19 protein-coding genes are annotated in these 23168 nt (G+C 55.3%); 11 read left to right on the top strand and 8 right to left on the bottom strand.

Annotation, left to right across the window (positions count from 1 at the left end; genetic code table 11):
• Window positions 1-9 precede the first annotated feature (9 nt).
• From selD to mscK, 5 genes are all read left to right on the top strand, one after another.
• Window positions 10-2226: a selenide, water dikinase SelD gene (selD, locus tag Y017_RS12070; protein ID WP_035461213.1), complete on the top strand. Its 2217-nt coding sequence runs from the start codon at window positions 10-12 to the stop codon at window positions 2224-2226.
• A gap of 26 nt (window positions 2227-2252) precedes the next feature.
• Entirely contained in the window at window positions 2253-2648 is a 396-nt protein-coding gene (locus Y017_RS12065; RefSeq protein WP_011589007.1) for a PA2779 family protein, read from the top strand.
• 15 nt (window positions 2649-2663) lie between these two features.
• A complete protein-coding gene (locus Y017_RS12060; protein ID WP_035461066.1) occupies window positions 2664-3614 on the top strand; it encodes a PA2778 family cysteine peptidase in 951 nt (316 codons plus the stop codon).
• A gap of 267 nt (window positions 3615-3881) precedes the next feature.
• A complete protein-coding gene (locus Y017_RS12055; RefSeq protein WP_035461064.1) occupies window positions 3882-4553 on the top strand; it encodes a tRNA/rRNA methyltransferase in 672 nt (223 codons plus the stop codon).
• A gap of 52 nt (window positions 4554-4605) precedes the next feature.
• A complete protein-coding gene (gene mscK, locus Y017_RS12050) occupies window positions 4606-7959 on the top strand; it encodes a mechanosensitive channel MscK (RefSeq protein ID WP_035461062.1) in 3354 nt (1117 codons plus the stop codon).
• 88 nt (window positions 7960-8047) lie between these two features.
• On the opposite strand, the gene Y017_RS12045 is transcribed toward mscK, so the two are convergent.
• A complete protein-coding gene (locus Y017_RS12045; RefSeq protein ID WP_035461060.1) occupies window positions 8048-8350 on the bottom strand; it encodes an antibiotic biosynthesis monooxygenase in 303 nt (100 codons plus the stop codon).
• A gap of 285 nt (window positions 8351-8635) precedes the next feature.
• Between Y017_RS12045 and Y017_RS12040 the strand changes: the two genes are divergently transcribed.
• From Y017_RS12040 to trmY, 4 genes are all read left to right on the top strand, one after another.
• Entirely contained in the window at window positions 8636-10528 is a 1893-nt protein-coding gene (locus Y017_RS12040; protein ID WP_011589012.1) for a propionyl-CoA synthetase, read from the top strand.
• A 580-nt stretch (window positions 10529-11108) separates the two neighbouring features.
• Complete coding sequence (locus tag Y017_RS12035; RefSeq protein WP_011589013.1) at window positions 11109-11981, top strand: hypothetical protein; 873 nt, start codon at window positions 11109-11111, stop codon at window positions 11979-11981.
• A gap of 78 nt (window positions 11982-12059) precedes the next feature.
• Window positions 12060-13505: an esterase-like activity of phytase family protein gene (locus Y017_RS12030; RefSeq protein ID WP_035461058.1), complete on the top strand. Its 1446-nt coding sequence runs from the start codon at window positions 12060-12062 to the stop codon at window positions 13503-13505.
• 397 nt (window positions 13506-13902) lie between these two features.
• Window positions 13903-14505 (top strand): tRNA (pseudouridine(54)-N(1))-methyltransferase TrmY, encoded by a 603-nt coding sequence (trmY, locus tag Y017_RS12025; RefSeq protein WP_011589015.1) that lies wholly within the window; start codon window positions 13903-13905, stop codon window positions 14503-14505.
• A 175-nt stretch (window positions 14506-14680) separates the two neighbouring features.
• On the opposite strand, the gene Y017_RS12020 is transcribed toward trmY, so the two are convergent.
• Window positions 14681-15088, bottom strand: coding sequence for an SMI1/KNR4 family protein (locus tag Y017_RS12020; RefSeq protein ID WP_011589016.1), 408 nt, complete (start codon window positions 15086-15088; stop codon window positions 14681-14683).
• An 87-nt stretch (window positions 15089-15175) separates the two neighbouring features.
• Window positions 15176-16294: a sterol desaturase family protein gene (locus Y017_RS12015; protein WP_035461057.1), complete on the bottom strand. Its 1119-nt coding sequence runs from the start codon at window positions 16292-16294 to the stop codon at window positions 15176-15178.
• A gap of 335 nt (window positions 16295-16629) precedes the next feature.
• On the opposite strand from Y017_RS12015, the gene Y017_RS12010 reads away from it, so the two are divergent.
• Entirely contained in the window at window positions 16630-18507 is a 1878-nt protein-coding gene (locus Y017_RS12010) for an ATP-binding cassette domain-containing protein (RefSeq protein ID WP_035461055.1), read from the top strand.
• 56 nt (window positions 18508-18563) lie between these two features.
• Window positions 18564-19925 carry a succinylglutamate desuccinylase/aspartoacylase family protein gene (locus tag Y017_RS12005; RefSeq protein ID WP_035461211.1) on the top strand — a complete coding sequence of 454 codons (1362 nt, stop codon included), beginning with the start codon at window positions 18564-18566 and terminating at the stop codon, window positions 19923-19925.
• A 73-nt stretch (window positions 19926-19998) separates the two neighbouring features.
• Here the strand turns inward: Y017_RS12005 and Y017_RS12000 are convergent, their stop codons facing one another.
• From Y017_RS12000 to ihfB, 5 genes are all read right to left on the bottom strand, one after another.
• A complete protein-coding gene (locus Y017_RS12000; protein ID WP_035461053.1) occupies window positions 19999-20322 on the bottom strand; it encodes a helix-hairpin-helix domain-containing protein in 324 nt (107 codons plus the stop codon).
• Between the two features lie 97 nt (window positions 20323-20419).
• Window positions 20420-21115 (bottom strand): orotidine-5'-phosphate decarboxylase, encoded by a 696-nt coding sequence (gene pyrF / locus Y017_RS11995; protein WP_011589022.1) that lies wholly within the window; start codon window positions 21113-21115, stop codon window positions 20420-20422.
• Window positions 21116-21309: 194 nt separating this feature from the next.
• On the bottom strand, window positions 21310-22479 hold the full coding sequence (gene lapB, locus Y017_RS11990) for a lipopolysaccharide assembly protein LapB (RefSeq protein ID WP_035461051.1): 1170 nt from the start codon (window positions 22477-22479) through the stop codon (window positions 21310-21312).
• Window positions 22476-22706, bottom strand: a complete 231-nt coding sequence (locus Y017_RS11985) for a lipopolysaccharide assembly protein LapA domain-containing protein (protein WP_011589024.1) — start codon at window positions 22704-22706, stop codon at window positions 22476-22478. The genes lapB and Y017_RS11985 overlap by 4 nt, the downstream gene beginning before the upstream one ends.
• A gap of 42 nt (window positions 22707-22748) precedes the next feature.
• Window positions 22749-23102, bottom strand: a complete 354-nt coding sequence (gene ihfB / locus Y017_RS11980) for an integration host factor subunit beta (RefSeq protein WP_011589025.1) — start codon at window positions 23100-23102, stop codon at window positions 22749-22751.
• Window positions 23103-23168: the final 66 nt, after the last annotated feature.

Genomic DNA, 23168 nt, shown 5'->3' with positions numbered 1-23168 from the left:
GATGCCACTGTGATAAGTCCCTCCGCCCACTACGACCTGGTCTTTGTCGGTGCTGGCCATAGCCACGCGCTGGCCCTGCGCATGCTGGCCATGAAGCCGATTCCCGGCGTGCGCCTGACTCTGGTTTCACCGGACAGCCTTAGCGCCTACTCCGGCATGTTGCCAGGGCTGATCGCCGGCCACTACACCCTGGATGACACCCACGTGGATGTGTACCGGTTGTGCCAGGCTAGCGGCTGCCGTTTTATTCAAGCCAGCGTCACCCAGCTGGACCCGCAACAGCGACAATTACAGCTCAGCGATGGCAGCCAACTGGCCTACGATTGGTTAAGCCTGGACGTGGGCGCCACCCCGGATTTGAGCCCTCTGGGCGGCAGCCACCCCCGTGTGGTCCCGGTGAAGCCAGTGGCCAGTTTCTATGCCCGCTGGCAGCAACTCTGCCAACACGCCGAACGGCAATCGCCCTCGTTGGCAGTGATCGGCGCCGGGGCCGGCGGTACCGAGATGACCCTGGCCATGGCCCAACATTTCCAGCGCCACCAGCAACCGGCACAGATTCAATTGATCACCAGCGGCAATCTACTGCCGGGCTTTCCTGCCAGCGTGCGCGAGAAAATGCACAAGCGGCTGCAAGCCCACAACGTCACCCTGCATACCGACAGTCGCGTTCATTGTGATGCTCATCAGCAACTGCATATGGGAGATCAGCCACTCACCGCCCAATGGGTGCTCTGGTGCACCGGGGTACGGGGCTTACCGATACTGGAAAACAGCGGCCTTGAGTGCGACGAACGAGGTTTTGTGCGGGTCACGGAAACCCTGCAAACGGCCACTGATAAACGCATTTTTGCCGCAGGTGATTGTGCCGCCTTCCCTACGCCGCTGCCCAAGGCCGGGGTCTATGCTGTTCGCCAGGCTCGCACCCTGGCCACCAACCTACGCGCCGTCATTCAAGGGCAACCGCTAGTCGCCTATCGCCCGCAATCCCGTTTCCTGTCGCTGCTGTCCACCGGCGGCAAAGACGCCATTGCCAGCCGTGGCGGCAGGCTGTCTGTGGCCGGGCACTGGGTATGGCGCTGGAAGGATCACATCGACCGGGCGTTCATGGCCAAGTTCGATCAGCAGCTTCCGAGCATGCCCCCTGGTCCCGCTGATCCAGATACATTGCATTGCGCCGGTTGCGGCGCCAAGGTGGGCAGTGACGCCTTGCATGAAGCACTGGCCGAGCTGCAACCGGTGGTGAACCCCGGCATCGAAGCCGGGGTGGATGCCGCCGATGACGCGGCCATTATTGATTGGCCTGCCGGGCAGCGACTGGTGCAGAGCCTGGATTTCTTTCCCGCCTTTATCGATGAGCCTTACCTGTTCGGCCGTATCGCCGCGCTGCACAGCCTCAGCGACGTGTACGCCATGAATGCCCAACCCCATTCGGCTCTGGCCAACATCACCCTGCCCTGGCACCACCCGCGACTGCAGAGCCGGGACCTGCAACGGATGATGGCAGGCGCGGTTCGCGAGCTGAATGCCGCAGGCTGCACCCTGGTAGGTGGGCACACCATCGAAGGGCCACAGATGGCCGCCGGGTTCACCGTCAATGGCCAGGCAGACCCAGCACAGCTCTGGCACAAACACGGCGCCCGTGACGGCGACCGCCTTATCCTCACCAAGCCGCTGGGTAGCGGGGTGCAATTGGCCGCCTTGATGCAGGTTAGCCGCGAGCCGAGCTCCGCGTTCCACGGCCCCTGGCTGGACACCACCCTGCGCCATCTTCTGATCAGCAACCATCTTGCTCAGCAAGCGCTACAGGGGATACCGGTAAATGCCTGCACCGACATCACCGGCTTTGGGCTGCTGGGTCATCTCTATGAAATCAGCCAGCAAAGCCAAGTTAGTCTGTCCGTGGACTGCCACAAGGTCCCCTTGCTACCCGGCACGCTCTCGTTAATTGAGCAGGGTGTGGCCAGCACTCTTAGTGACGCCAATCGCCAAATACTGGTGCACTGCCAACAGCAACAACCAGTGGCCGAAGCATTACTCACCGCGCTGTGCGACCCGCAAACCGCTGGGGGGTTGTTATTTTGCCTGCACGCTGACTATGCCAAACAGGCACTGCAACGGCTTGATAGCAAAGGCATTGCAGCGGCGGAGATCGGTAAAGTTCTTGTAAAAAAACCTTCTAATGATGCCGCCATTCTTTTGAATAGCGGCCACACTGGTAAAGTATAGCCATCAACCATTGAGGAGATTGCTTCATGACCCCATCCAAACGCGTTACCGGAATGCTTAGTGCCTTTGTTTTGCTATTTATGCAGGTGCTCATTGTACCCGCCTCGCAGGCCGCCATGATTGGTAATGACACTGTAATCCAGCAACAGGATCGCGCCGCCATGAAGCAGCAGGTCATGCGGTTAATGGATCATAAAGTGGCCGCCCAGGCGTTGAGCGAATACGGCGTCAACCAAGAACAAGTGAGCCAGCGACTGGATCGCCTCACCCATACTGAACTGCAACAGCTAGCCCAGAAATCCGAAGCGTTACCCGCCGGCCAAGGCGTATTCGGCGTCGTGCTTGCTATCATTCTAGTGCTGGTGATTTTGGATTTGCTCGGCGCTACCGATGTCTTCCCTGTAATCGACCCGGTTAATTAAGCGACCGGCAAGCTGATGATAACTACAGCGCTGCCCAGATCTCTCGCCATTCTATTGACAGCCGCCCTGCTCGCTTTGGGTGGCTGTCAGAGTGTGCCGCCTCCGCAAAGTGCCACAGTGCAAACCTCCCAGCAGGTCGTGGTTCCCTTTGTCCCCCAAGACGCCTATCAATGTGGCCCGGCCGCACTGGCAATGATGCTGCAATGGGCGGGTAAGCCTGTCAGCGCCGACGCCCTAGTGGACGAAGTCTGGCTACCGGAGCGCAAAGGATCGCTGGGTATTGAACTGCGTGCCGCCGCCCGCAGCCGCGGTTTAATGGCTTACCCGGTGGAATCTGCCGACCACCTGTTCCAGGAGTTGCAGGCTAACCGGCCGGTGCTGGTGATGCAGAATTTGGCGCTGCCAAACTGGCCAAAGTGGCACTTCGCGGTGGTTACCGGCTACCGTAACCAGGGCGATACTGTAGTATTGCACAGCGGTGCAACGCAGAGCGACACCAGCCACTGGAACCGCTTTATCCGCACTTGGGCAAGAGCCGATCAATGGGGATTCACCTTGGTCGCCCCCGGCCAGCTCCCCGCCAGCGCCGAACCGGATGCGCTATTGCGCGCCATCTCTGCATTACCAAATAGCATCGACTTCTGGCCAGCGGCCGTAGAGGCATTTCCACAAAACGGCCCATTATGGTTTGGCTATGGCAATGCCCTGTGGGCACAAAATAAACAAGCGCAGGCGCGAGCAGCCTTTGAAAAGGCCGTGCACAATGAACCTGAATTGGCCGCTGCTTGGAATAACTTGGCCTATGCTCAGTTGGCAATGGGAGAGAAACAAGAGGCTAGCAAAAGTCTCTGCCAGGCCTTAGCGCTGGCTCCGGACGATCCAGAGATCCAGGCGAGTGCCCGCGAAATCGGCAACCAGCCCTGCCCAAAGACCAGCGAGCCGCCCTCCTCTTCGGCGGCGCCTTAAAACGAAGGTTCTGGCTGCTGTGTCACGCCCTGATCACGCCGTTCATGCAGGATTTCGGCCGGTTGCTATATTCGTGGCCAGTGAGTGCCAGCGTCGCCGTGGAAGCCCTCCCCCTATTATTTACGCACAAAAATAGATGCGTATAACAATCCCCGTCTGAGCATGGGCTTTATCCCCCCTCTATCTACAACCCTCTTTTCTGCAAACCGTACCAACGGCTCGTATAGAATGGTTCGCGTTACACACAGCCTGAACAAGTGACTATAAATGGATATTGTTTTTATTCTGGTGGAACCCGCTCGCGGGGAAAACATTGGCGCCGCAGCCCGTGCTATTAAAACCATGGGCTTCTCCCAGTTACGGCTGGTAAACCCCGGCGATATGACCGCCGCCCACTGGGTGGCGCACCACAGCAACGACGTGCTGGAACAAGCCATGATCGTGGATTCCTTGGCGCAGGCCCTGGTTGATGTAGACCTAAGCATCGCCTGCACCGCCCGGCACCGCTTGCAAAAAGATCGCTACGTGGATGCAGATCACTGTGCCGCACTGGTGGCCGGCAAGGGAAACAGCGTACAGCGGGTGGCTATCGTTTTTGGCCGGGAAGCCAGCGGTCTCACCGGCGACGAGCTGGGCCTTTGCGACTTGGCTAGCAGTATTCCACTGGCGCAGCAGCAGCCATCGCTGAATCTCGCGCAGGCGGTAATGATCTACGCTTGGGAATTGCGCAAGCAACCCGCTGTAAAAATAACAGAACCGGACCCGGCCACTTTTTCCCATACGCGTCAGGCCGTGCATCAGCAGCTTGCCTCGTTGCACATACAACCCAATGAAAACCTGCACCAATGGGTAGATGAATTACTACCGCTGGCTAACGACCGGGAACTGGGCCTGGTTCGCCAATTACTTCGCCGATTATCATCGCAGGGAAAGCAATAGCCCCGACCCTGTGATACAAAGATACCCATACTTTCCAAGAGCCCTCCTTATTATGGATCGACGCCTGCCTCTCGTCTTGCTGATATTGCTGCCCGTTCTCGCCATGGCACAGTCCGCCAGCTTCACCTTGCCCGGTGTTGGCGACCTACAAAAACAGCTTACTGAAACCAACGACAAGCAATCCGACGGCACGCAAAACCCTGAAAAGGAACAGCTCAAGCAAACACTGAAATTCCGAGAGGAAATCGATAGCAACCAGAAAAAAATCGAGGAGCTAAAACGCTTTTCCAATAAAGCAGCTAGCGAGCGCCGGCAACTAAACGCGGAACTTATACGCCTGCGTCAACAGAGAGAAACCGATTGGAGCAAGCATTACGCCGGCGAAACACTTGAAACACTGGTACAAACGCTGGTCAATGAATTAAACGCTCTGGAAACGAACCAAGAAGATCTAGCCGACGCCAACAGCGACCTGACCCGTACCCAGACCCTTCCGGAGCAGGCTCAAAACGTAATCAGCAAAGCTATGGACAGGCTCGACACCATCCGCTCACGCCTCAATCAGGGTATAGATGAAGATGGCGAGCCCTTATCTGAATTGCAGACACGCAGCCTAAACACGGAGATCAGCGCCCTGGAATCACGCATCGAGCGTTACAACCAGGAATTGGCTATCGTCGACAAGCAACAGGACATTGCCCGGCTGAGACAACAGAGCGACAAACAAAAACAACTCATCATCGAGGCAAAACTGGATGCCCTGCAGCCACTGATTAATGAACGGCGCCTAAACCAACTGGAGCTGACCGCTAAATCACCGGATACAGACCTTCCCACAAGCGTGCTGGACCACCCGCAAGTCAAGCAAGCCATGGCAAAAAATAGCCAGCTGCGCGAGCAATTGGCCCGCGTCAGCGAACGCGTAAACAGCCGGTTACGCGAGGCGGTCACGACCAAAACCGAACTGGACAAGGCCCGCTCTCTCTCATCCACCGTTAACGACCAAATCCGCATGCTCGATGGCAGCCTGCTGTTATCGCGTATTCTTTACGAACAACAAAAAAGCCTGCCTCAGGATCAGGGTGAGCTGAACCTGGAAAAGGAGATTTCCAATACCCGCCTGAATCAGTTCGAAATCCAACAGGCCATGCAAGATCTAAATGATGCGCCCCTGCCCTCACAGGCTAAAATAGACGCCCCCTTGAGCCCGGCCCTAGAGGAAGCCTTTGCCCTTCTGCGCGAAGAGCGCTTGGCCATTTACGATCAACTGGATCAAGAACTGAGCCGCCAATTGGCGATCCTGACGCGTACCCAGCTTAGCCATGAACAACTACGTAAAATCACCCGCAGCTTACACAACACCATTTCCGAACAAACCTTCTGGATGCCCAGCAACCAACCTCTCAGTTTCGAATGGCTCGGCAAGCTACCTAAGGAGTTAATGGAACAACTTAAAGCCATTCCCTGGGCTGATCTGCAGGAGGGCACCAGCGAGCTGCTCACTCGCAAATGGGCCTGGTTGATCGGCCTAATTCTCCCGGCGGCGTTGTTGATGCTGATTCGCAATAAACTGAAAACGCGCATTGATACAATGAATAAGGATGTGGGTTTCCTGCGCCGTGACAGCCAGGCCCATACGCCCCTGAGTTTGCTTTATACTTTTTTAATTGCTGCCCCATTCCCGCTTTTCCTTGTCTTGCTGGCTGCTGGCCTATGGGTACAGCCCGGCACGTTCACTAGCGTCATGGGCGCCGCCATGGCCCAAGTCGCCTTGCTGTGGCTAGTTTTTGAAGTGCTCTATCGTCTACTCAAGAACAATGGCATCGCACAACGCCAGTTCCGCTGGAGTAGGGAATACAACCAACAAATGCGCCGGCGCCTGCTAGTAACCGGCTTGGCGTTAATCCCCCTCACGTTACTGGTCGCGTTCGGCGATCAGTGGCCTGCCCAACTCAGCAACGATCGGCTAGGTCTAGTGATTATGATGGTGGCCATGATCACCATCATGGTGAGCTTGCCTTGGGTGGCCCAGTCATACCCCGGCCGTCATTACAGCCGCACCATGCGCACCCTCGCCACGGGGCTATGTATTCTTGCCCCACTCACTCTCATCGTGCTCACTGGCGTGGGTTACTACTACACATCAGTACGGCTCACCGGACACATGATTTACAGCCTTTATCTGATTGCGTTGTGGATCATCCTAGATGCTACCGCTGTACGCGGGCTCGCCGTGGCTGCGCAGCGGCTATCCTATAAGCGGGCCGTGGCCCAGCGCGAAGCGGAACAAAAAGAAGAGACCAGCAGCGCTGAAGCTGTAGAAGTCGAAGAGCCGCAATTGGACCTAAAACAAGTCAACGAGCAGTCTCTGCGTCTTATCCGCTTAGCACTAGTCGCTGTTATTGGTTTATTGGTCTACTGGGTCTGGTCAGATGTGCTATATGCTTTAGCTTATACCGACAACATTGTCCTGTGGGAAACCGCGGAAGGCACAGGCCAAGCCACCACCACCTCGCCCATCAGCCTTGGCGATGTGATGACCTCTCTGATCATCGGTGTAGTGACCTTTCTGCTGGCCAGTAATCTACCTGGGCTCCTGGAAGTGTTAGTGCTATCACGGCTAGACCTGCGCCAAGGCACCAGTTATGCCACCACCACCCTGCTCTCCTACGTCATTGTGGCCAGCGGCATCATACTCACCCTTGGCGCCCTAGGGCTCAGTTGGGACAAAATGCAATGGCTAGTAGCGGCATTAGGCGTGGGTCTGGGCTTTGGCCTGCAGGAAATCTTCGCCAATTTTATTTCCGGCATCATCCTGCTATTCGAACGGCCCATCCGCATTGGTGACGTGATTACCATTAACAACTTGGACGGCACGGTCAGCCGCATTCGCATTCGCGCCACCACGCTGATTGATTTCGACCGCAAAGAAATCCTGGTTCCTAACAAGGTGTTCGTCACCGAGCGGCTAATTAACTGGTCTCTATCCGACACCGTGACTCGGATCATCCTCAAGGTGGGCTTTGCCTACGGTTCCGACTTACAGAAGTGCCGCGACATCCTGCTACAAGCGGCCAAAGAAAATGGCCGAGTGTTACACGACCCTGAACCGGTAGTGCTGTTTATGGGCTTCGGTGCCAGCACGCTGGACCACGAACTGCGCGTCCATGTGGATAATATCAACGACCGCTTGGCCGCCACCGATGAGATTAACCGCCACATTGATGCTATGTGCAACGAACATGGCGTGGAAATTGCCTTCAGCCAGCTGGATATTCATATCCGCAACGGCAACGGCGAGCAACTAAACCTGGAAACCCATTCGGCTGAAGACAGTGGGGACACCACCGCGCGCCCCTCGGATGCCAACGACGGCAAATCCAATCAGACCAAGGATCCGAAATAATCACCGTAGCATAGGCGCGTCGCTGGCGGCGCGATGGCTGGCTGAGTTCACTGCAAGGGGGATCGCGCCGCCTACGGCGGAGTCAGCTTTACAGCACCACCTCAAAACATTCCAACTGCGGCGGCCCCAGGTAGATATCCCGGCGTGCACCCGCGTTGACATGGGCCTTGCGGAACGCCTCGGACTTAGTCCAGCCTTCAAATGCTTCACGCGATTCCCAAGTGGCGTGGGATGAGAATAATGTGTACTCCTCATTGCTCGCGCCCTGCAGAAGGTGAAAACTCTTGAAACCCGGCACCTCTTTCAGGAAAGTGTCGCGCCCTTTCCAAATCTCTACAAAATCCTGCTCACAGCCCAGTTTGATCTTGAAGCGGTTCATGGCGATATACATCTCACCCTCCGTCATTGTGAATGTGGCCCCATGGTGACGCACTCGCGCAAAAAGTGCATTGACGTAAACACGCACTACTTTTTCACGAGCCCGCCCACCGTAGCCCTCAATTTTGAACTTAAGTCTAATTTTTTACAGGTCCACCCTCGTCTAGCATAAGATCACACAACGCAACCCTGTGTTCTGACCGACAGTTGCCCAACAATGCCCCGATGCCCGCCAGATTGACTCCCCCGTTACCCAATAAGAACGGGGGGAGAAACTGGCTACAAAAAGAGGTCCAGCATGAGCTACCAACAAGAATATTCCGCATCCATTACCACACCGGAAGCATTCTGGGCCGCCAAGGCCCGCCAACTGGACTGGTTCAGCTTTCCCTCTACCATTCTCGGCAAAGATGAAAACGGCATTGATCGCTGGTTTACCGATGGCGTGCTGAACACCGCCCACATGGCACTAGACGCCAACGTGGCCGCAGGCCGTGGTGACCAGGTGGCCATCTATTACGACTCGCCCGTCACCAACAGCAAACAAGCCATCAGCTATGCCGAGCTCACCGACCGGGTGGCCATCTTCGCCGGCGCACTACAGCAACAAGGGGTGAAAAAAGGCGATCGGGTGCTGATCTACATGCCCATGATTCCCGAAGCCGCCGTGGCCATGCTCGCCACTGCACGCCTTGGCGCCATTCACTCCGTAGTATTTGGCGGGTTTGCTGCCCATGAACTGGCCGTGCGTATTGATGACGCACAACCCAAGGTCATTGTCTCGGCTTCTTGCGGAGTGGAAGTGAACAAGCTCATCCATTACAAGCCGCTGGTGGATGCTGCTATTGAGCAGGCAGAGCACAAACCGGAACACAACATTATTTACCAACGCCCCCAGGCCAAAGCCGAACTGAAGGTCGATCGGGATCTGGACTGGCAAGCGGTTGTTTCCGCCGCTAGCCCCGTAGAGTGCACCCCGGTTCTGGCCACCGATCCGCTGTATATCCTCTATACCTCCGGCACCACCGGCAAACCTAAAGGGGTTATCCGCGACAATGGCAGCCACGCCGTGGCCATGCATTACAGTATGAAAGCCATCTACAATATGGACCCAGGTGACACTTTCTGGGCCGCTTCAGACGTGGGCTGGGTAGTCGGCCACTCCTACATTGTCTATGCCCCTCTGCTCGCAGGCTTATCCAGCGTGCTCTATGAAGGCAAACCGGTACGCACACCCGACGCCGCCGCTTTCTGGCGGGTAGCAGAAGAATACAAGGTAAAAGCCCTGTTCTCCGCGCCCACAGCATTTCGCGCGATTAAGAAAGAAGACCCTAACGCCGAAGGCATCAAGCAACATGATCTATCGGCCTTGGAAACAATTTTCATGGCCGGCGAGCGCCTGGACCCGCCCACCTACGAATGGGTTAAGGGGATCACCGGCTTGCCAGTCGTAGACCACTGGTGGCAAACTGAAACCGGCTGGGGCATCTGCGCCAACCTCATGGGCATTGATCCCAAGCCCTGCAAGCCCGGCTCCGCTACCTTGCCCGCCCCCGGCTACGATATACGCATCCTAGATGACAACGGCAACGAACTAGGCCCCAACCAGCAGGGCAACGTGGCGATCAAACTGCCACTACCTCCCAGCTGCCTACCCTCCATCTGGGGCAATCATTCTCGCTTCCTCGCAGGCTACCTAGAACAGTTCCCCGGCTATTACACCTCCGGAGATGGTGGCTACAAAGATGCAGACGGCTACGTGTTCATCATGGGCCGCACCGACGACGTGATTAACGTAGCCGGCCACCGCCTTTCCACCGGCGAAATGGAAGAGGTGCTCGCCGGCCACCCCGCCGTGGCCGAATGCGCCGTAATCGGTATTGCTGACGACCTGAAGGGCCAAGTCCCCCTAGGGCTGGTATTACTCAAAGATGGTACAGACGTGAACGCCGCCACCCTCAACCAAGAGCTGGTCGCCCGTATCCGCCAAGAGATCGGCGCTGTCGCCTGCTTGAAAGACACTCTCATCACCCAGCGCCTACCCAAAACCCGTTCCGGCAAGATCCTGCGTAAATTACTGCGCCAGATAGCCAATGGCGAGCAATACAACATTCCATCCACCATTGATGATCCAGCGAGTATTCCGGAAATTGAGGGTTTGCTAAAGGAGAGAGCGCTAATTAGCGGCTAACACCATCATCCTGTCCTGATCGCTTTCTGGAAGACGGCAATTAACCCTGAAACCGTCTGCACGAACCGGAAGTCGTGTGTATCGGCAAGGGTAAATGCCCACCCTGATCAGCAACACCGACAAAACAGTAGCGAGCCCATCATCGGCCATCCGAACAGCGATAGCAGGATGTCCCGAACGTTCTGCCGGGGCGCTTGTGACGACAAAATACACGCGGCGCTCTGCGCCGCTAACGAATAAATAAACCAAGCCCCCTGAGTTACTGGTTTTCTGGATACAGCCTTTTGCAGAGCCCGCTACACGCATAACGAATGTGAACTAAAAGCGATGCACAGTGTGTCGATAACGGGCTATGCCCCTTAGCATGACCAGCCCCCCGTCCTTCAATCGCAAGCTCTGCTAGCAAACTCTCAGCCAGCGTCACTGTACTGTAATTTTTTGCGCCTAAATTAATACGCGTTTCACCGCCGTCCGGTTGTCACTTAGCAGTTTGCACCACTCAGTGCATGCCGATAGTCCTTCAGTGGACATAGAAAATGCTCTCCCTCATCAGGCACAACAAGACACAAGGATTACGGCAATGAGAAATCGCTATCGGCTACTTGCCCTCTTCCTGTTGTTGCCCGTCGGCAGTGCGCTGGCCAACCCTGATGTGACCTCCCGCGAATACAAGCTAATGCTACATGTCGCCCCCTTCAGCTATAGCACTGAAAGCGCCACCGTCACCTCGCTGCTCGATGATGCGCACAACGCAATAGAGCACGCTATTAACCGCAGCGTGAGCGGCTTGCCGTGGCTAGAAAAGCAACGCGACATCAGTTTTTTCGACACGCAGGGCAGCTGTGAGCTTCGTCGCCGCGGCTACTCTTTGCGAGAGCGAGTTGAAAACGGCGCCTCCGAGGTCGCGCTGAAGTTTCGTTCCCCAGACCGTTATCTTTCAGATTTCGAGGATGTCTCCTCCGACACTCCAGGTGCCGAGACGAAACTTGAGTCCGACGTGAGCGCCAATGCCAACGAACCCTTCAAGGTCGTCTATAGCCACTCCACCAAAGCCCCCAACGCGCGCACTATTAATAAAATAGAGGATGTTAACGTCCACTTCCCTGAATTTCATTCCCACTACGGGCTCGATGATGACCTCGCTTTATCTTTAGTCGGCAACCTGAGCGTGCGCGAACATGTCTACCGCGGTGTCGAAATAGACCTGGGGCAGCACGATGCGCAAATCAGCGTCACCCTCTGGTACCAAGGCATCCCCTCGGGCAGCCAAAAACCGCTAGTCGCCGAAATCTCGTTCAAGTATGAAGACGTATCGGCGGACTACACACGCAAAGTGGTCAACCGCGCCAAGGACTCCTTCGAGGCACTCAAGAGCCTCAGCGGGTGGGTTGATTCCGACTCCAAAACCAAGACCACCTTTGTTTACGAATATATCCCAACATTTTGTCAGTAGCGCGAGCACTGCTCGTGCCCCGTGGCCTTATGCCGGAATAATTTCAGCGATTTTTTTGAAAAAAAAGGAATAAAACGGATGTTTAAGAGAAAAGCGTTGCTTACCTCGCTGTTGGCCACTTCCGTGCTCGTCGGCTGCGGTGGCGATAATGACAGTGACGATGAAACAGGCAGTGTAAAAACTGCAGCGGTCTTGGAAAGCTATCCGGCGGCAGGGGTATTCTTATCCTATGATGTGCTGCGCAGCGACCTGATCGATGCCAAAACCCAACAAACATTTGAAGTACGTAACGGGGGTTTCGGCTCCGCAATGACAGCCCATCCCAGCAAGCCCACCCACTTCTACGCCCTTACCGACCGAGGTCCCAACGCCGTTTTCACCGGCGACTACGGCAAGGGAAAGAAGTTTCCAAGCCCGGACTACACCCCGCGTATTGGTTTATTCGAGGTTATGCAGAACGGCCAGATAAACCACGTCAGCACCCTTTTGCTCAAAGACCGCGACGGGAATAACATCAGCGGCCTGCCCAATAGCGCCGCCCTGGGCGGCACTGGTGAGACCCCCTACGACGATAACGGCGATCCCATCGTGATCGACAACACCAAGCCCTACAACGAGACCACCAACCCATTCAAACTGGATAATTACGGGCTCGATGGCGAGGGTCTCGTCGCGCTAAGCGATGGAACCTTCTGGGTAAGCGACGAGTATGGACCGCACATTGTCCACTACAATGCCAACGGCGTAGAGATCGACCGTATCAACGCCTTTGCCGACGACACACGCACCAGCATCAACCTGCCAGCGGAGTTCGCTAACCGCCGCGCCAACCGCGGGATGGAAGGATTGGCGATCACTCCGGACGAAAAGACCCTCGTCGGCATTATGCAATCGACTCTGTACAACCCGGACAGTAGCGTCAAAGATCTAAACATCACCCGTATCGTCACGGTTAACCTGGAGACAAAAGAGGTAGGGCAGTACCTGTACAAACAAGAAAAAACTCAAAATTCCAACTCAGAAATTGTCGCCCTAAGCGACACCGAATTTCTGGTCATCGAGCGTGACGGCAGCTTCCTTTATGGTGGCCCCGAGGGTGCAAGTGCTGTCACCCCCAGCGCCCAGAAGCATGTCTACCGCATCGACCTGTCCAACGCCACCAACCTTGAGAAGGTAGCCGCCACCACAGACATAGCACAGGACGACCAGCTAGGCCTGACCATCGACAGCAAGACCCTGGAGCAGGTGGTTCTTGCAGACGGCGACTGGAGTACGTTGACCAGCGCAGGCATTGTAGCGGCGGAAAAGAGCCTGGTCGTCGATATGGTCGCTGCAGTGAATTTTCCCCACGACAAGATGGAAGGTCTGTGGGTCATTGACGACAACCACCTTGGTGTTCTGAATGATGACGATTTTGCCACTTGGTCCACTGACGGTGAGTTAGAGCAGAAAATGCTCGACACCAACACCATCGACGGAAACCGGCTGTACATCATTGGTGGATTAGATCTGACCAGTAATTAAGCCGGTATAAAGAGGCGGCGGGGACATCTGGCTTGATCTTGCGGTCTCGATATTCCTTGCGCCACTACACCACCTCGAAAGCATTATCGGGAGGATATCCAGCTCAGCCGCAATGCGCTGAACCTGAATGTCTTCCTGATAACTAAGCTCAACAGCCTTTACTTGCAAGTCTGTAGAATATTGTCAGGCCTTTCTCGGATAGTGTATCGGAGCGCTAGCCACCTCCTCAGGTTAAGAGAAGGTGTCCACTAAAGTGGCTGAACGACAAATGTCTTACACGGGGTTGAAAGGAAGGTTCTGTTGAAAACGGGCTAGGCTCGTTGCTTCACGGGCGGGCCATCACGGGCGGGCCTCCTGTGATGTACAATCCCCTGCACATTTTCTTGAGCCACTGATCATGCGTACCTTCGTTCTCCGCGCCCGTGCCGCTTCTACCCACAGCCAAACCCTGCTCGCCAATGTAGGGGGCGATGCCCATAGCGAGATTCTTGCGCATACTTTAATGAATGCGATCTTTGTGGCTCAGTCCCATCGTGATGACGTGGTGGTGCATTTGGTGCTGGAAAGCACCCAGGACTATTCACGCACCATCACCTTTGTGGCGGCGGAGATGCGAGATATTGGAGGCTTCCATGAGCAGGCATTGCTGGCCAAGGTGGTACGAGCTCTGGACGCCTCTGCCGGCATGGGCAAGGAGCAGATGAAGGCCGTGGAAAGCGGCATTACCGTGCGCACACAGAGTTTTGAGAAGGTAGTGAAGGAACTGGCCGAGGATGGGCATCAGTTATACATGATGGACCCGAAAGGCGAGAACATTCGCGAACTAGACTTTGCGCAGAAACCCTGTTTTTTGCTCACTGACCATATTCCCATGCCCAAGAAGAGCTTTAATAGTTTAAAGCGGCTGGGCACGGAGAAAATCAGTTTGGGGCCAACCATGTTGTTTGCGTCGCAGTGCGTGGTGCTCATTAATAATGAACTGGACTTGGCGGGGTTCTGAGAAATCTTCACAGCCTACTGTAAGAGCCCCCTCGAGGTGCGCACCGTGTAAAGAAAAGCTTTTTATCTTGGCGGGCAGTTATCTTGGTAGGCAGAGAGCAGCCCCTTTTTTCTTCGCTTAATGGGGCTCGTCTCTGGAAGGAAATACCTACCGGGCGCGTTTTGATGGCGCGAGCTTAACTTTCCAGCCAGACCTCTCTGGCCCATTGCCAAATGCTACCCCATACCTCGTCTTCGTTGATCCCCTGCTCGGGCTGCCACAGCACCACTTCACCTTCCTGTGACATGGCGTAGATGCCATTGGGAGTCTCACAGACGGGAATCAAGTAGCGCGGCAAGCCCTGATTCCAACTATTAGCGGCCATTTCCGGGAGGAAGTTGTGGGCGTAATCGTCCATCACTGTGGCAGGTTCCAGGCTGCCACACACGATATCACTGGCACTAAGCAGGAACGCTTTGTAGTCCGCCGGCAATGAAATCAACAGCTGTTCTTCAATCTCTACCAGCCGGTCTTCGTCTGGTAGCTCCAAGGCGATTAGGCCGCCGTCATGGCGTTCGCGCAGCATGTCTACGATGTCATCCATATCAAACCCTTGCTAACCACAGAGGGTACAGAGCGCACTTAGAACGTTTTCTTTGTGCGCTCCCTATGCCCTTTGGGTGAAATTGTTTTACCCCCGGCGAAACGGGAACAGGAACTGTTTGACCACCCCTTCAGGTACTTGAGTGCTGGCACGGGTACCGTACTCACCGGCGAGCCGATCCGGCATGATCAGGGTGCCGAACAGTTTATCGTAGATGGGCAGGAAGGCGGCGTAGTTTTTGTCCACCGCTTCGTCTTCTGAAGAATGATGCCAATGATGAAATTCCGGGGTGGCTATCAGCCAGCGCACGCCCGGGAAACGGAAGCGCACATTGGCATGAATAAAGATGGCGTGGAACGACACAAACACCAAGTAGGCATACACGGCCGAGGGCGAAAAACCGAGAATAAAAATTGGCAGGTAGCCCACAAAACGATTAGCGAGAATTTCCACTACATGCAAACGCGAGGATGCCAGCCAGTCCATCTGGGTAGTGGAATGATGCACCGCATGGAACTTCCATAACCAGGGCACCTCGTGGAAGGCACGGTGAATCCAGTAGCTGCCCAAATCGATTACGATCAGGATTTCGATGAACTGTAACCACAAGGGCTGGCTCGCAATGGTCTGCTGAAAACCGATATTCACCTTGTCATGCAGAAATACCTGAATCGGGATAACGGTAAAGAAGCTGATCAACTGCAACCCCACATGGCTAAACAGGAAATACTTCATGTCGGTGACCCAGCCACCGCGCAAGGTTTTCTGCTCCTGGTTTTTCGGGTAGGCGCGTTCCAGCGGAATAAACACCAGCCCCAGTACCAGCAGGGTCAAGATAAAATAATCCAGCCCGGCATACAGGCTGCGGCCATCCACCGGCGGCATATCCAGCCGCCCGGAGCCGATCAATGCAGCCATGCAGGCCAGCACCATACCGATGATGCCGTAACGCCGTTCCTGATGCCGGAAAACGCTGAAAAAACCGCAAGTAAAACCAATCCCGATGCCAATAAACAGGGCAATGCGCAGCACATCGGCATTATAGAAAGCCCGAAACTCCGGGGTAGTGAACAGTTCCGGATAAAGAAAACAGAAGCTGCCTAACAACGCCAGCGACCCTAGGCCGATGGAAATCGTCGCTGTGATTTTGCCCTGCCCCGGCGTCAGGTCCACTTCTTCGTAGCGTTCACGCAGAAATTCCGACATTCCCCTTCCCTTTTTTGGTCTTTCTTGCTCAGTGGCACGCCATAGCCACCTGCTATTTTTCACCCCGCCATACTGCCCAGGCCAAGGCCCAACGACCAGTACACGCCCGTAACAAGCTGCTACACTGTGCGTTCAATAAGGCGCTGCAAGCGACCAGCCTCAAGCGACAAAGCACACAAATATGTCGTGCCTTCATCATCGCCCCGTTCTGCGCACCCTATCCGTGCGCGCAGACAAACGCAGAATGATATAGATGCGTGATCGCGGCCTATGATTTGTGGCTGGTCGCTTGCAGCTTGGCCCCATAATACTCACATATTTGACCAACCGACTGTATGCCTTTACTCACGCTTCGCGACATTCAACTCAGTTACGGACAACAACCGCTGCTGGACCACGTTAACCTATCCATCGACACAGGGGAGCGACTGTGTTTAATCGGCCGAAACGGTGCCGGCAAGTCCACCCTGATGAAGGTCATCGCCGAGGAAATCCAGGCCGATGACGGCCAGATCGAGAAGACTCAGGGGCTAAGTGTGGCTCGTTTGGAACAGGAAGTGCCAGACGACCAAGAACACAGTGTGCATTTTATGGTGGCCGAAGGGCTGGGTGAACAAGGCGCCCTGCTTAGCGAGCACGCAGAACTGGTGCACCATCTGGGCGACGGAGACGACAAGGTACTGGCCCGTTTTGAAGAGCTGAGCAGCGAAATTGAGGCCCGTGGTGCCTGGCAGCTATCCCAACGAGTGGATACGGTGCTATCCAAGCTCAACCTGGACGGCGACATGTCTTTCGCTGGCCTCTCTGGTGGTATGAAGCGGCGTGTACTGCTCGCCCGTGCACTGGTGCAAGACCCGGACATCCTGCTTCTGGACGAACCCACTAACCATCTGGATATGGAATCCATCCAGTGGCTTGAAGAGTTTCTGAAAAACGTCGGCACCACTCTGGTCTTTATTTCACACGACCGGGCCTTCATTCGCTCCCTGGCCACTCGTATTATCGAGCTGGATCGGGGCAAGCTGACCAGCTGGCCCGGCAGTTACGAAAAGTACCTAAGCGGCAAGCAGGCAGCATTGGATGCGGAAGAAAGGGCCAACGCCGAGTTTGATAAAAAACTTAGCCAGGAAGAGAAATGGATTCGCCAGGGTATCAAGGCACGCCGCACCCGTAATGAAGGCCGGGTACGGGCCCTGAAAGCTATGCGCGATGAATTTTCCCAGCGTCGCAGCCGCACGGGCACCGCCAGCCTGACCATCCAAAGCAGCGATAACTCCGGCAAGATTGTGGTGGAGGCCGATAGCATCAGCTATGCCGTGGGCGGCAAACAAATTGTGCGGGATTTTTCCGTGGCCTTGATGCGCGGCGACCGGGTGGGAATTCTCGGCCCCAACGGCTGTGGCAAGTCCACCCTGATTCGCCTGCTACTGGACAAGCTGACCCCGGACAGTGGCACCGTTAAACAGGGCACCCAGTTACAGGTGGCCTATTTCGATCAGCTACGCGATACCTTGGACGAAGAAAAAAGCGTTATCGACAACGTGGCGGAAGGCTCCGATGTCATTAACCTGAATGGCCAAAGCAAACATGTAATCGGCTATTTACAAGATTTTCTATTCGACCCCGCTCGGGTCCGCCAACCAGTGAAATCGCTCTCAGGCGGCGAACGCAACCGCCTTTTACTGGCCAAACTATTCACCAAGCCATTCAATCTTTTGGTGCTCGATGAGCCCACCAACGATCTGGATGCAGAAACTCTGGAACTCCTAGAAGAACAGCTGATCAATTACCAAGGCACTCTGCTGCTCGTCAGCCACGACCGTGAGTTCATCGACAATGTGGTGACCTCCACTCTGGTTTTCGAACACGGTGGGTTGAACAACTATGTGGGCGGTTATCAGGATTGGTTACGGCAGCGCCCGGAACCCAAACGGGAAAAAGCCGTCAAAGCTGCCAAGCAGGTGATGGCGGACAAACCTGCTGCGCCGCGCAAAAAACGGTCATACAAGGATCAACGGGAGCTGGAAGAATTACCCGCTCGTATTGAACAATTGGAAACAGACTTAGATGCGGTACAAACCCGCATGTCTGACCCAGATTTTTACAAGGGTGACGCGGCGCAAATCAGCGCTGCACAAACGCAACAAAGCGAGCTGGAACAGCAGCTGGCAGAAGCTTTTGCCCGCTGGGATGAACTGGACCAGCTCGGCTAGCACTGACGCAGCGCAGCGGCCCCCTAAACACGGACAACAATATGCAAGGAGCCATTGTGCACAAACCTCTGTCATGGATAACGCTGGGCACCCTGTCATTACTCGCCACTCTGGCCCAACCCGTTTGGGCCACCGAGGTGGAAGATGAAGAGAGAGCACTAGAACGACAGCAAGAAACCGATGCGGACGCGCCGAATAAACCCCCTCATCGAATAGAGAGCTCAAACACCGATCACTCGGATACCAACGAGGCAACAGGCGAAGCTGAACCTGCGGGGCCAGACCCGCTACCTCTGCTTGGCCAGAGAGTACAGCCCGGTACCTTCGCAACCCTACACTGGACGCCGGATCAGTCGTTCGCCTCCATTGCCACTCCAGTCCCAGTACTCGTCGCCCATGGCTTAAAACCTGGTCCAAAGCTGTGCCTCACCGCCGCTATTCACGGTGACGAATTAAACGGCATAGAAATGGTTCGGCGGCTCATGTACGAACTGGAGCCTAACGAACTGGCCGGTACTGTGATCGGCGTTCCCATTGTTAACCTAGACGGTTTTCGCAGCGGCAGCCGCTACCTAAGCGACCGCCGCGACCTCAACCGCTACTTCCCCGGCAATAAGGATGGCAGCGCAGCCAGCCGTGTCGCCCACTCGTTGTTTGGAAATATCGTCAGCCACTGCGATTACTTGGTAGACCTGCATACAGGCTCCCAGAAGCGGATTAACCAACCCCAACTACGTGCCGATTTAGACAATCAGGACGTAGTTGCTTTCGCGAAACACTTTGGCGGCATGACCGTACTGCACAGCCCCGGGGTGACCGGCATGCTCCGTGATGCGGCGGTAAAAGAAGGTATTGTCGCTGTAACCATGGAAGCCGGCGGCCCAAACCGGTTAGAAACCCAGGCGGTAAGCTATGGTGTGCAGGCCATAGAAACCCTGCTGGAAAACCTGGAAATGCGCAAAGCCAGCCGATTTTGGAGCGCACCACAACCGGTATTTTTCGAATCAGAATGGATCCGCGCAAGCCAAGGTGGAATTCTGTTGTCTGAGGTGGAACTGAACGACAAAGTGAAAAAAGGGCAGATACTGGGCACCGTAACCGACCCGATCAGCAATACTGGCAGTGCCATTATCGCCCCCTATAACGGGCGAGTGCTGGGCATGGCGGTGAACCAAGTGGTTCACGCCGGGTTCGCCGCGTTTAGAATCGGTGAAGTGAAGAGCACCGAGGAAGTCGAAGCCCAGGCTGAAAAAGCCAGCAAGAAAAAAGAACAAAAGGAAAACAACGGAGATAAATCAGAACTTGAAAGTGAACCTGTGCCTCCCAAGGCGCCACCGCCTGAGCGTGACGTGGATCGTGCTGAAGATATCAGCTCCCTCGATCCTCAGAACGATGGGGGCAACGAACCGCACCCCTGATGAACCTGCTCAGCCGCAGCCTGGAACCTAGCCCCTGGCTGCGGCAACTCGGCCCGGTTGTTTGCTCCAAGTGTTATTTCACCACAATTTGATCGCGCATTTTTTCCAGTGTTTTCTCGCCAATACCTTTAATCGCCAACAACTGATCCGGGCTAGTAAAGCCACCCTGTGCGTTACGGAAATCAATGATCGCTTGGGCCGTTTTCGGGCCGACCCCGTTGAGTTTTTCCAGTTCGGTAATGTCCGCAGTATTCAGGTTGATGGTGTGACTTTTCGCTTTGGAGGCGGTGGCAGTTTTGGCAGCATCCGTGCCGAAAGCAGCCTGCAGATCGGCAGCCCAAGCGGGCATCACCAACGCCATCAGCAGAGGGAGAATAGCAATGTAATATTTTTTCATGTGGAATCTCCTTAATTTTATTCTGAATGGAGATCTCACCTTAAAGAGGCAGAAATACCGCTGTTATCCGTCAACGGCAAATAGTGCTGTAAGCCAGTTATGCCAAGCTGCGTAGTATAGTGTCGACTACGTCCGTAGGCGTTTCCGACTGAGTAATAGGCCGACCGATCACCATATAATCCACACCCGCATCACGAGCCTGTACCGGCGTAAGTACCCGGCGCTGATCCCCCGCCGCCGTTCCTTGCGGTCTAATACCCGGGGTTACCAGTTCAAAGGCGGCGCCACAGGCTTGCTTTAACAGCCCCGCCTCTTGGGCTGAACAAACCACACCATCCATTCCCGACGCTTTCGCCAATTCTGCCAGCCGCTGCACCTGTACTTTGGGCACATCGACAACGCCCACCTGCTGCAGGTCGCTATCATCCATACTAGTGAGTACCGTCACCGCAATCAGATGTGGGCGCTGGGCATGGTTGGCAATGGCATTAGCTGCACCTTCCATCATCCGCTGGCCGCCACTGGCGTGCACGTTCACCATCCACACCCCCATGTCTGCGGCTGCCGCCACAGCCCCTGCCACGGTGTTGGGAATGTCGTGGAATTTCAGATCCAGAAACACCTCGAACCCTAGCTTGTGCAAGGAGTCGACCACCGCCGGGCCACTGCGAGTGAAGATTTCCTTGCCCACTTTTACCCGCACCTTGGCCGGATCCAGCTGTTGCGCCATCGCCAGAGCCTGAGCGGCATCCGGATAATCCAAAGCAACAATAACGGGGCTGGAAATCGTCATAGGGGAATCCTCAGGTGTGGGAGCGCGGGTATGTTAGGCGTTGCGAGACAGTGGTTCAAGAATTCGGGGCAGCACGGCGCAACGCGAAAAAATATATCGAAACCGAATTGTCTGTTGGTCGCGCAATTAGGGCACAAAGTATTCACGGCCAAAAGCTTTAAGCCGAGCGACACTCTGTTTCGCATTGTAGCGGGCTATGCTTCCTTCACCACCGGCTTAATGGTGCCCCAGCGTTTGCAGCTTGGGCAGCGCCACTGCATCAGCGGTGTTTCAAAACCACAACGACGGCACTTATAAAGACTCTTGTCGTTGAGTAACTTCTCCGACACCTGCTTGAGCATATCCAGATGCTCACGGGCTTCGCCCTCCGCAATGCTGGCTAGGCTCATGTCGATAATGCGGTTAAGCCCACGCACTGACGGGTTGGCCTTCATGTATTCACGAATAAAGTCTGCCGCTTCCTTGTCGCCATAACGCTCTTTAAGCGTTTCCGAGAGCAGCAATATCCGCGTGGTGCTGGGTTTCTCAGCGCTGTAATCGGCCAGCATCTGAATAAAGTCTTCTTCTTTCTCCAAATGCTGAAAACACTGCCGCAAACGCTCTAGGGTTTCATCGAAGAAATCACTGTCTTGGGTCCACACCCGCTGGAAGGCATCGATGGCTGCCTGCCAATGCGACTCGGCCATTTCCAGATCACCTTCGGCCAGACTCGCGCGCACGCACTGATTATCGAACGAGAGCGCTCGACGGAGCATCCGGCGGGCCGGGTTAGTATCACCATCACGGCGCAGGTTGTCCGCCTGCTCACAACAGAACTGCGCCAGCACTGGCGCCAAGTTCGCACGGCTCTTGAGCAAACGCTCGCCCATGCTGATGGCATTGATCCAGTCACGCTCCTGTTCATACAGGCCCATCAACTGCTCGCAAACGTCATCCTTTGCTTGGCAGTCCTGGTCTAGCATTTCCAGCAATACTTGTTCAGCCAGATCAAAAATGCCACTGGCCAGATAATCCTGGGCCAGCTCCAACTGAATTTCTTCCTGTACTGTACGACCATAGTCGCCATGTTCAAGCAAGTGGGTATGCAGCTGCGCAGCGCGGTCAAACTCACCTCGCTTGCGAAACAGCTTGCCCAGTGCCAGATGGGTTTCCAGCCCTTCTTCACTCACATCTAAGCCATTGAGCAAGGTCTCAATACCCTTGTCCGGCTCTTCATTGAGAAAGAAATTGATGCCGGCCACATAATCCTTGGACAAGGACGCCATGCGGCGGCGCTGGCGGCGCTTGCTTTCGCGCCGGCCCATAAAAAAACCGGCAGAAATCGCTACAAAAAATAGCGGAATCAGCCACAACGATTCACTCATGAAAACAGGCCCTTGATACCTCGCAGGCCAACCCCCGCCAACAGCCCAACCAACAGGCCGATGGCCAACACAGAGATCACCAGCACACCCAAGGACACCTGCCATTGCCAGGAGTCTACTAACAGGTCGATCATTACTAGGTCACGATTGCTGGTAACAAAAAGAAAAGCGATAAGGAAAATGGCCACAACGGCCAAGATCACCAAAATTCGGTAAAGGTTTCGCATCAGAAACGTCCTTTTCTGGCCAGGCTCGAAAGCCAGGCAACACTAACTGGCGGCAGCTTGATTACCGTTACTGCCGTTATTATCAACATCTTCGCCGGAATCTGCACTTAGCGATTCGTTGACCCGCTCACGCAGCTCTTTACCAGGTTTGAAGTGAGGAACGTACTTACCGTGCAGCTCAACACTGGCACCGGTTTTAGGATTGCGACCCACTCGGGGGGCACGGAAATGGAGGGAAAAACTGCCGAAGCCGCGAATTTCAATGCGACCACCACCGGCCAAAGAATCGGCCATTTGTTCAATCAATGTTTTTACTGCCAGTTCCACATCCTTGGGCGACAGCTGCGCTTGCCGGTCGGCGATGCGCTCAATCAATTCTGACTTGGTTAATGCCATTACAGCTTACTCCCTGGGCTCCTAGCCCAGTGGGGCCGGCGCGATGCCGGCCCCTGGGAGGAGCCG

Origin of the sequence: Alcanivorax sp. 97CO-5 (assembly GCF_000524665.1) — a bacterium.
Taxonomy (GTDB): Bacteria; Pseudomonadota; Gammaproteobacteria; order Pseudomonadales; family Alcanivoracaceae; genus Alcanivorax; species Alcanivorax borkumensis.
Note: the sequence above shows the minus strand (reverse complement) of the source record. Positions and strands in the feature narration are given on the sequence as shown.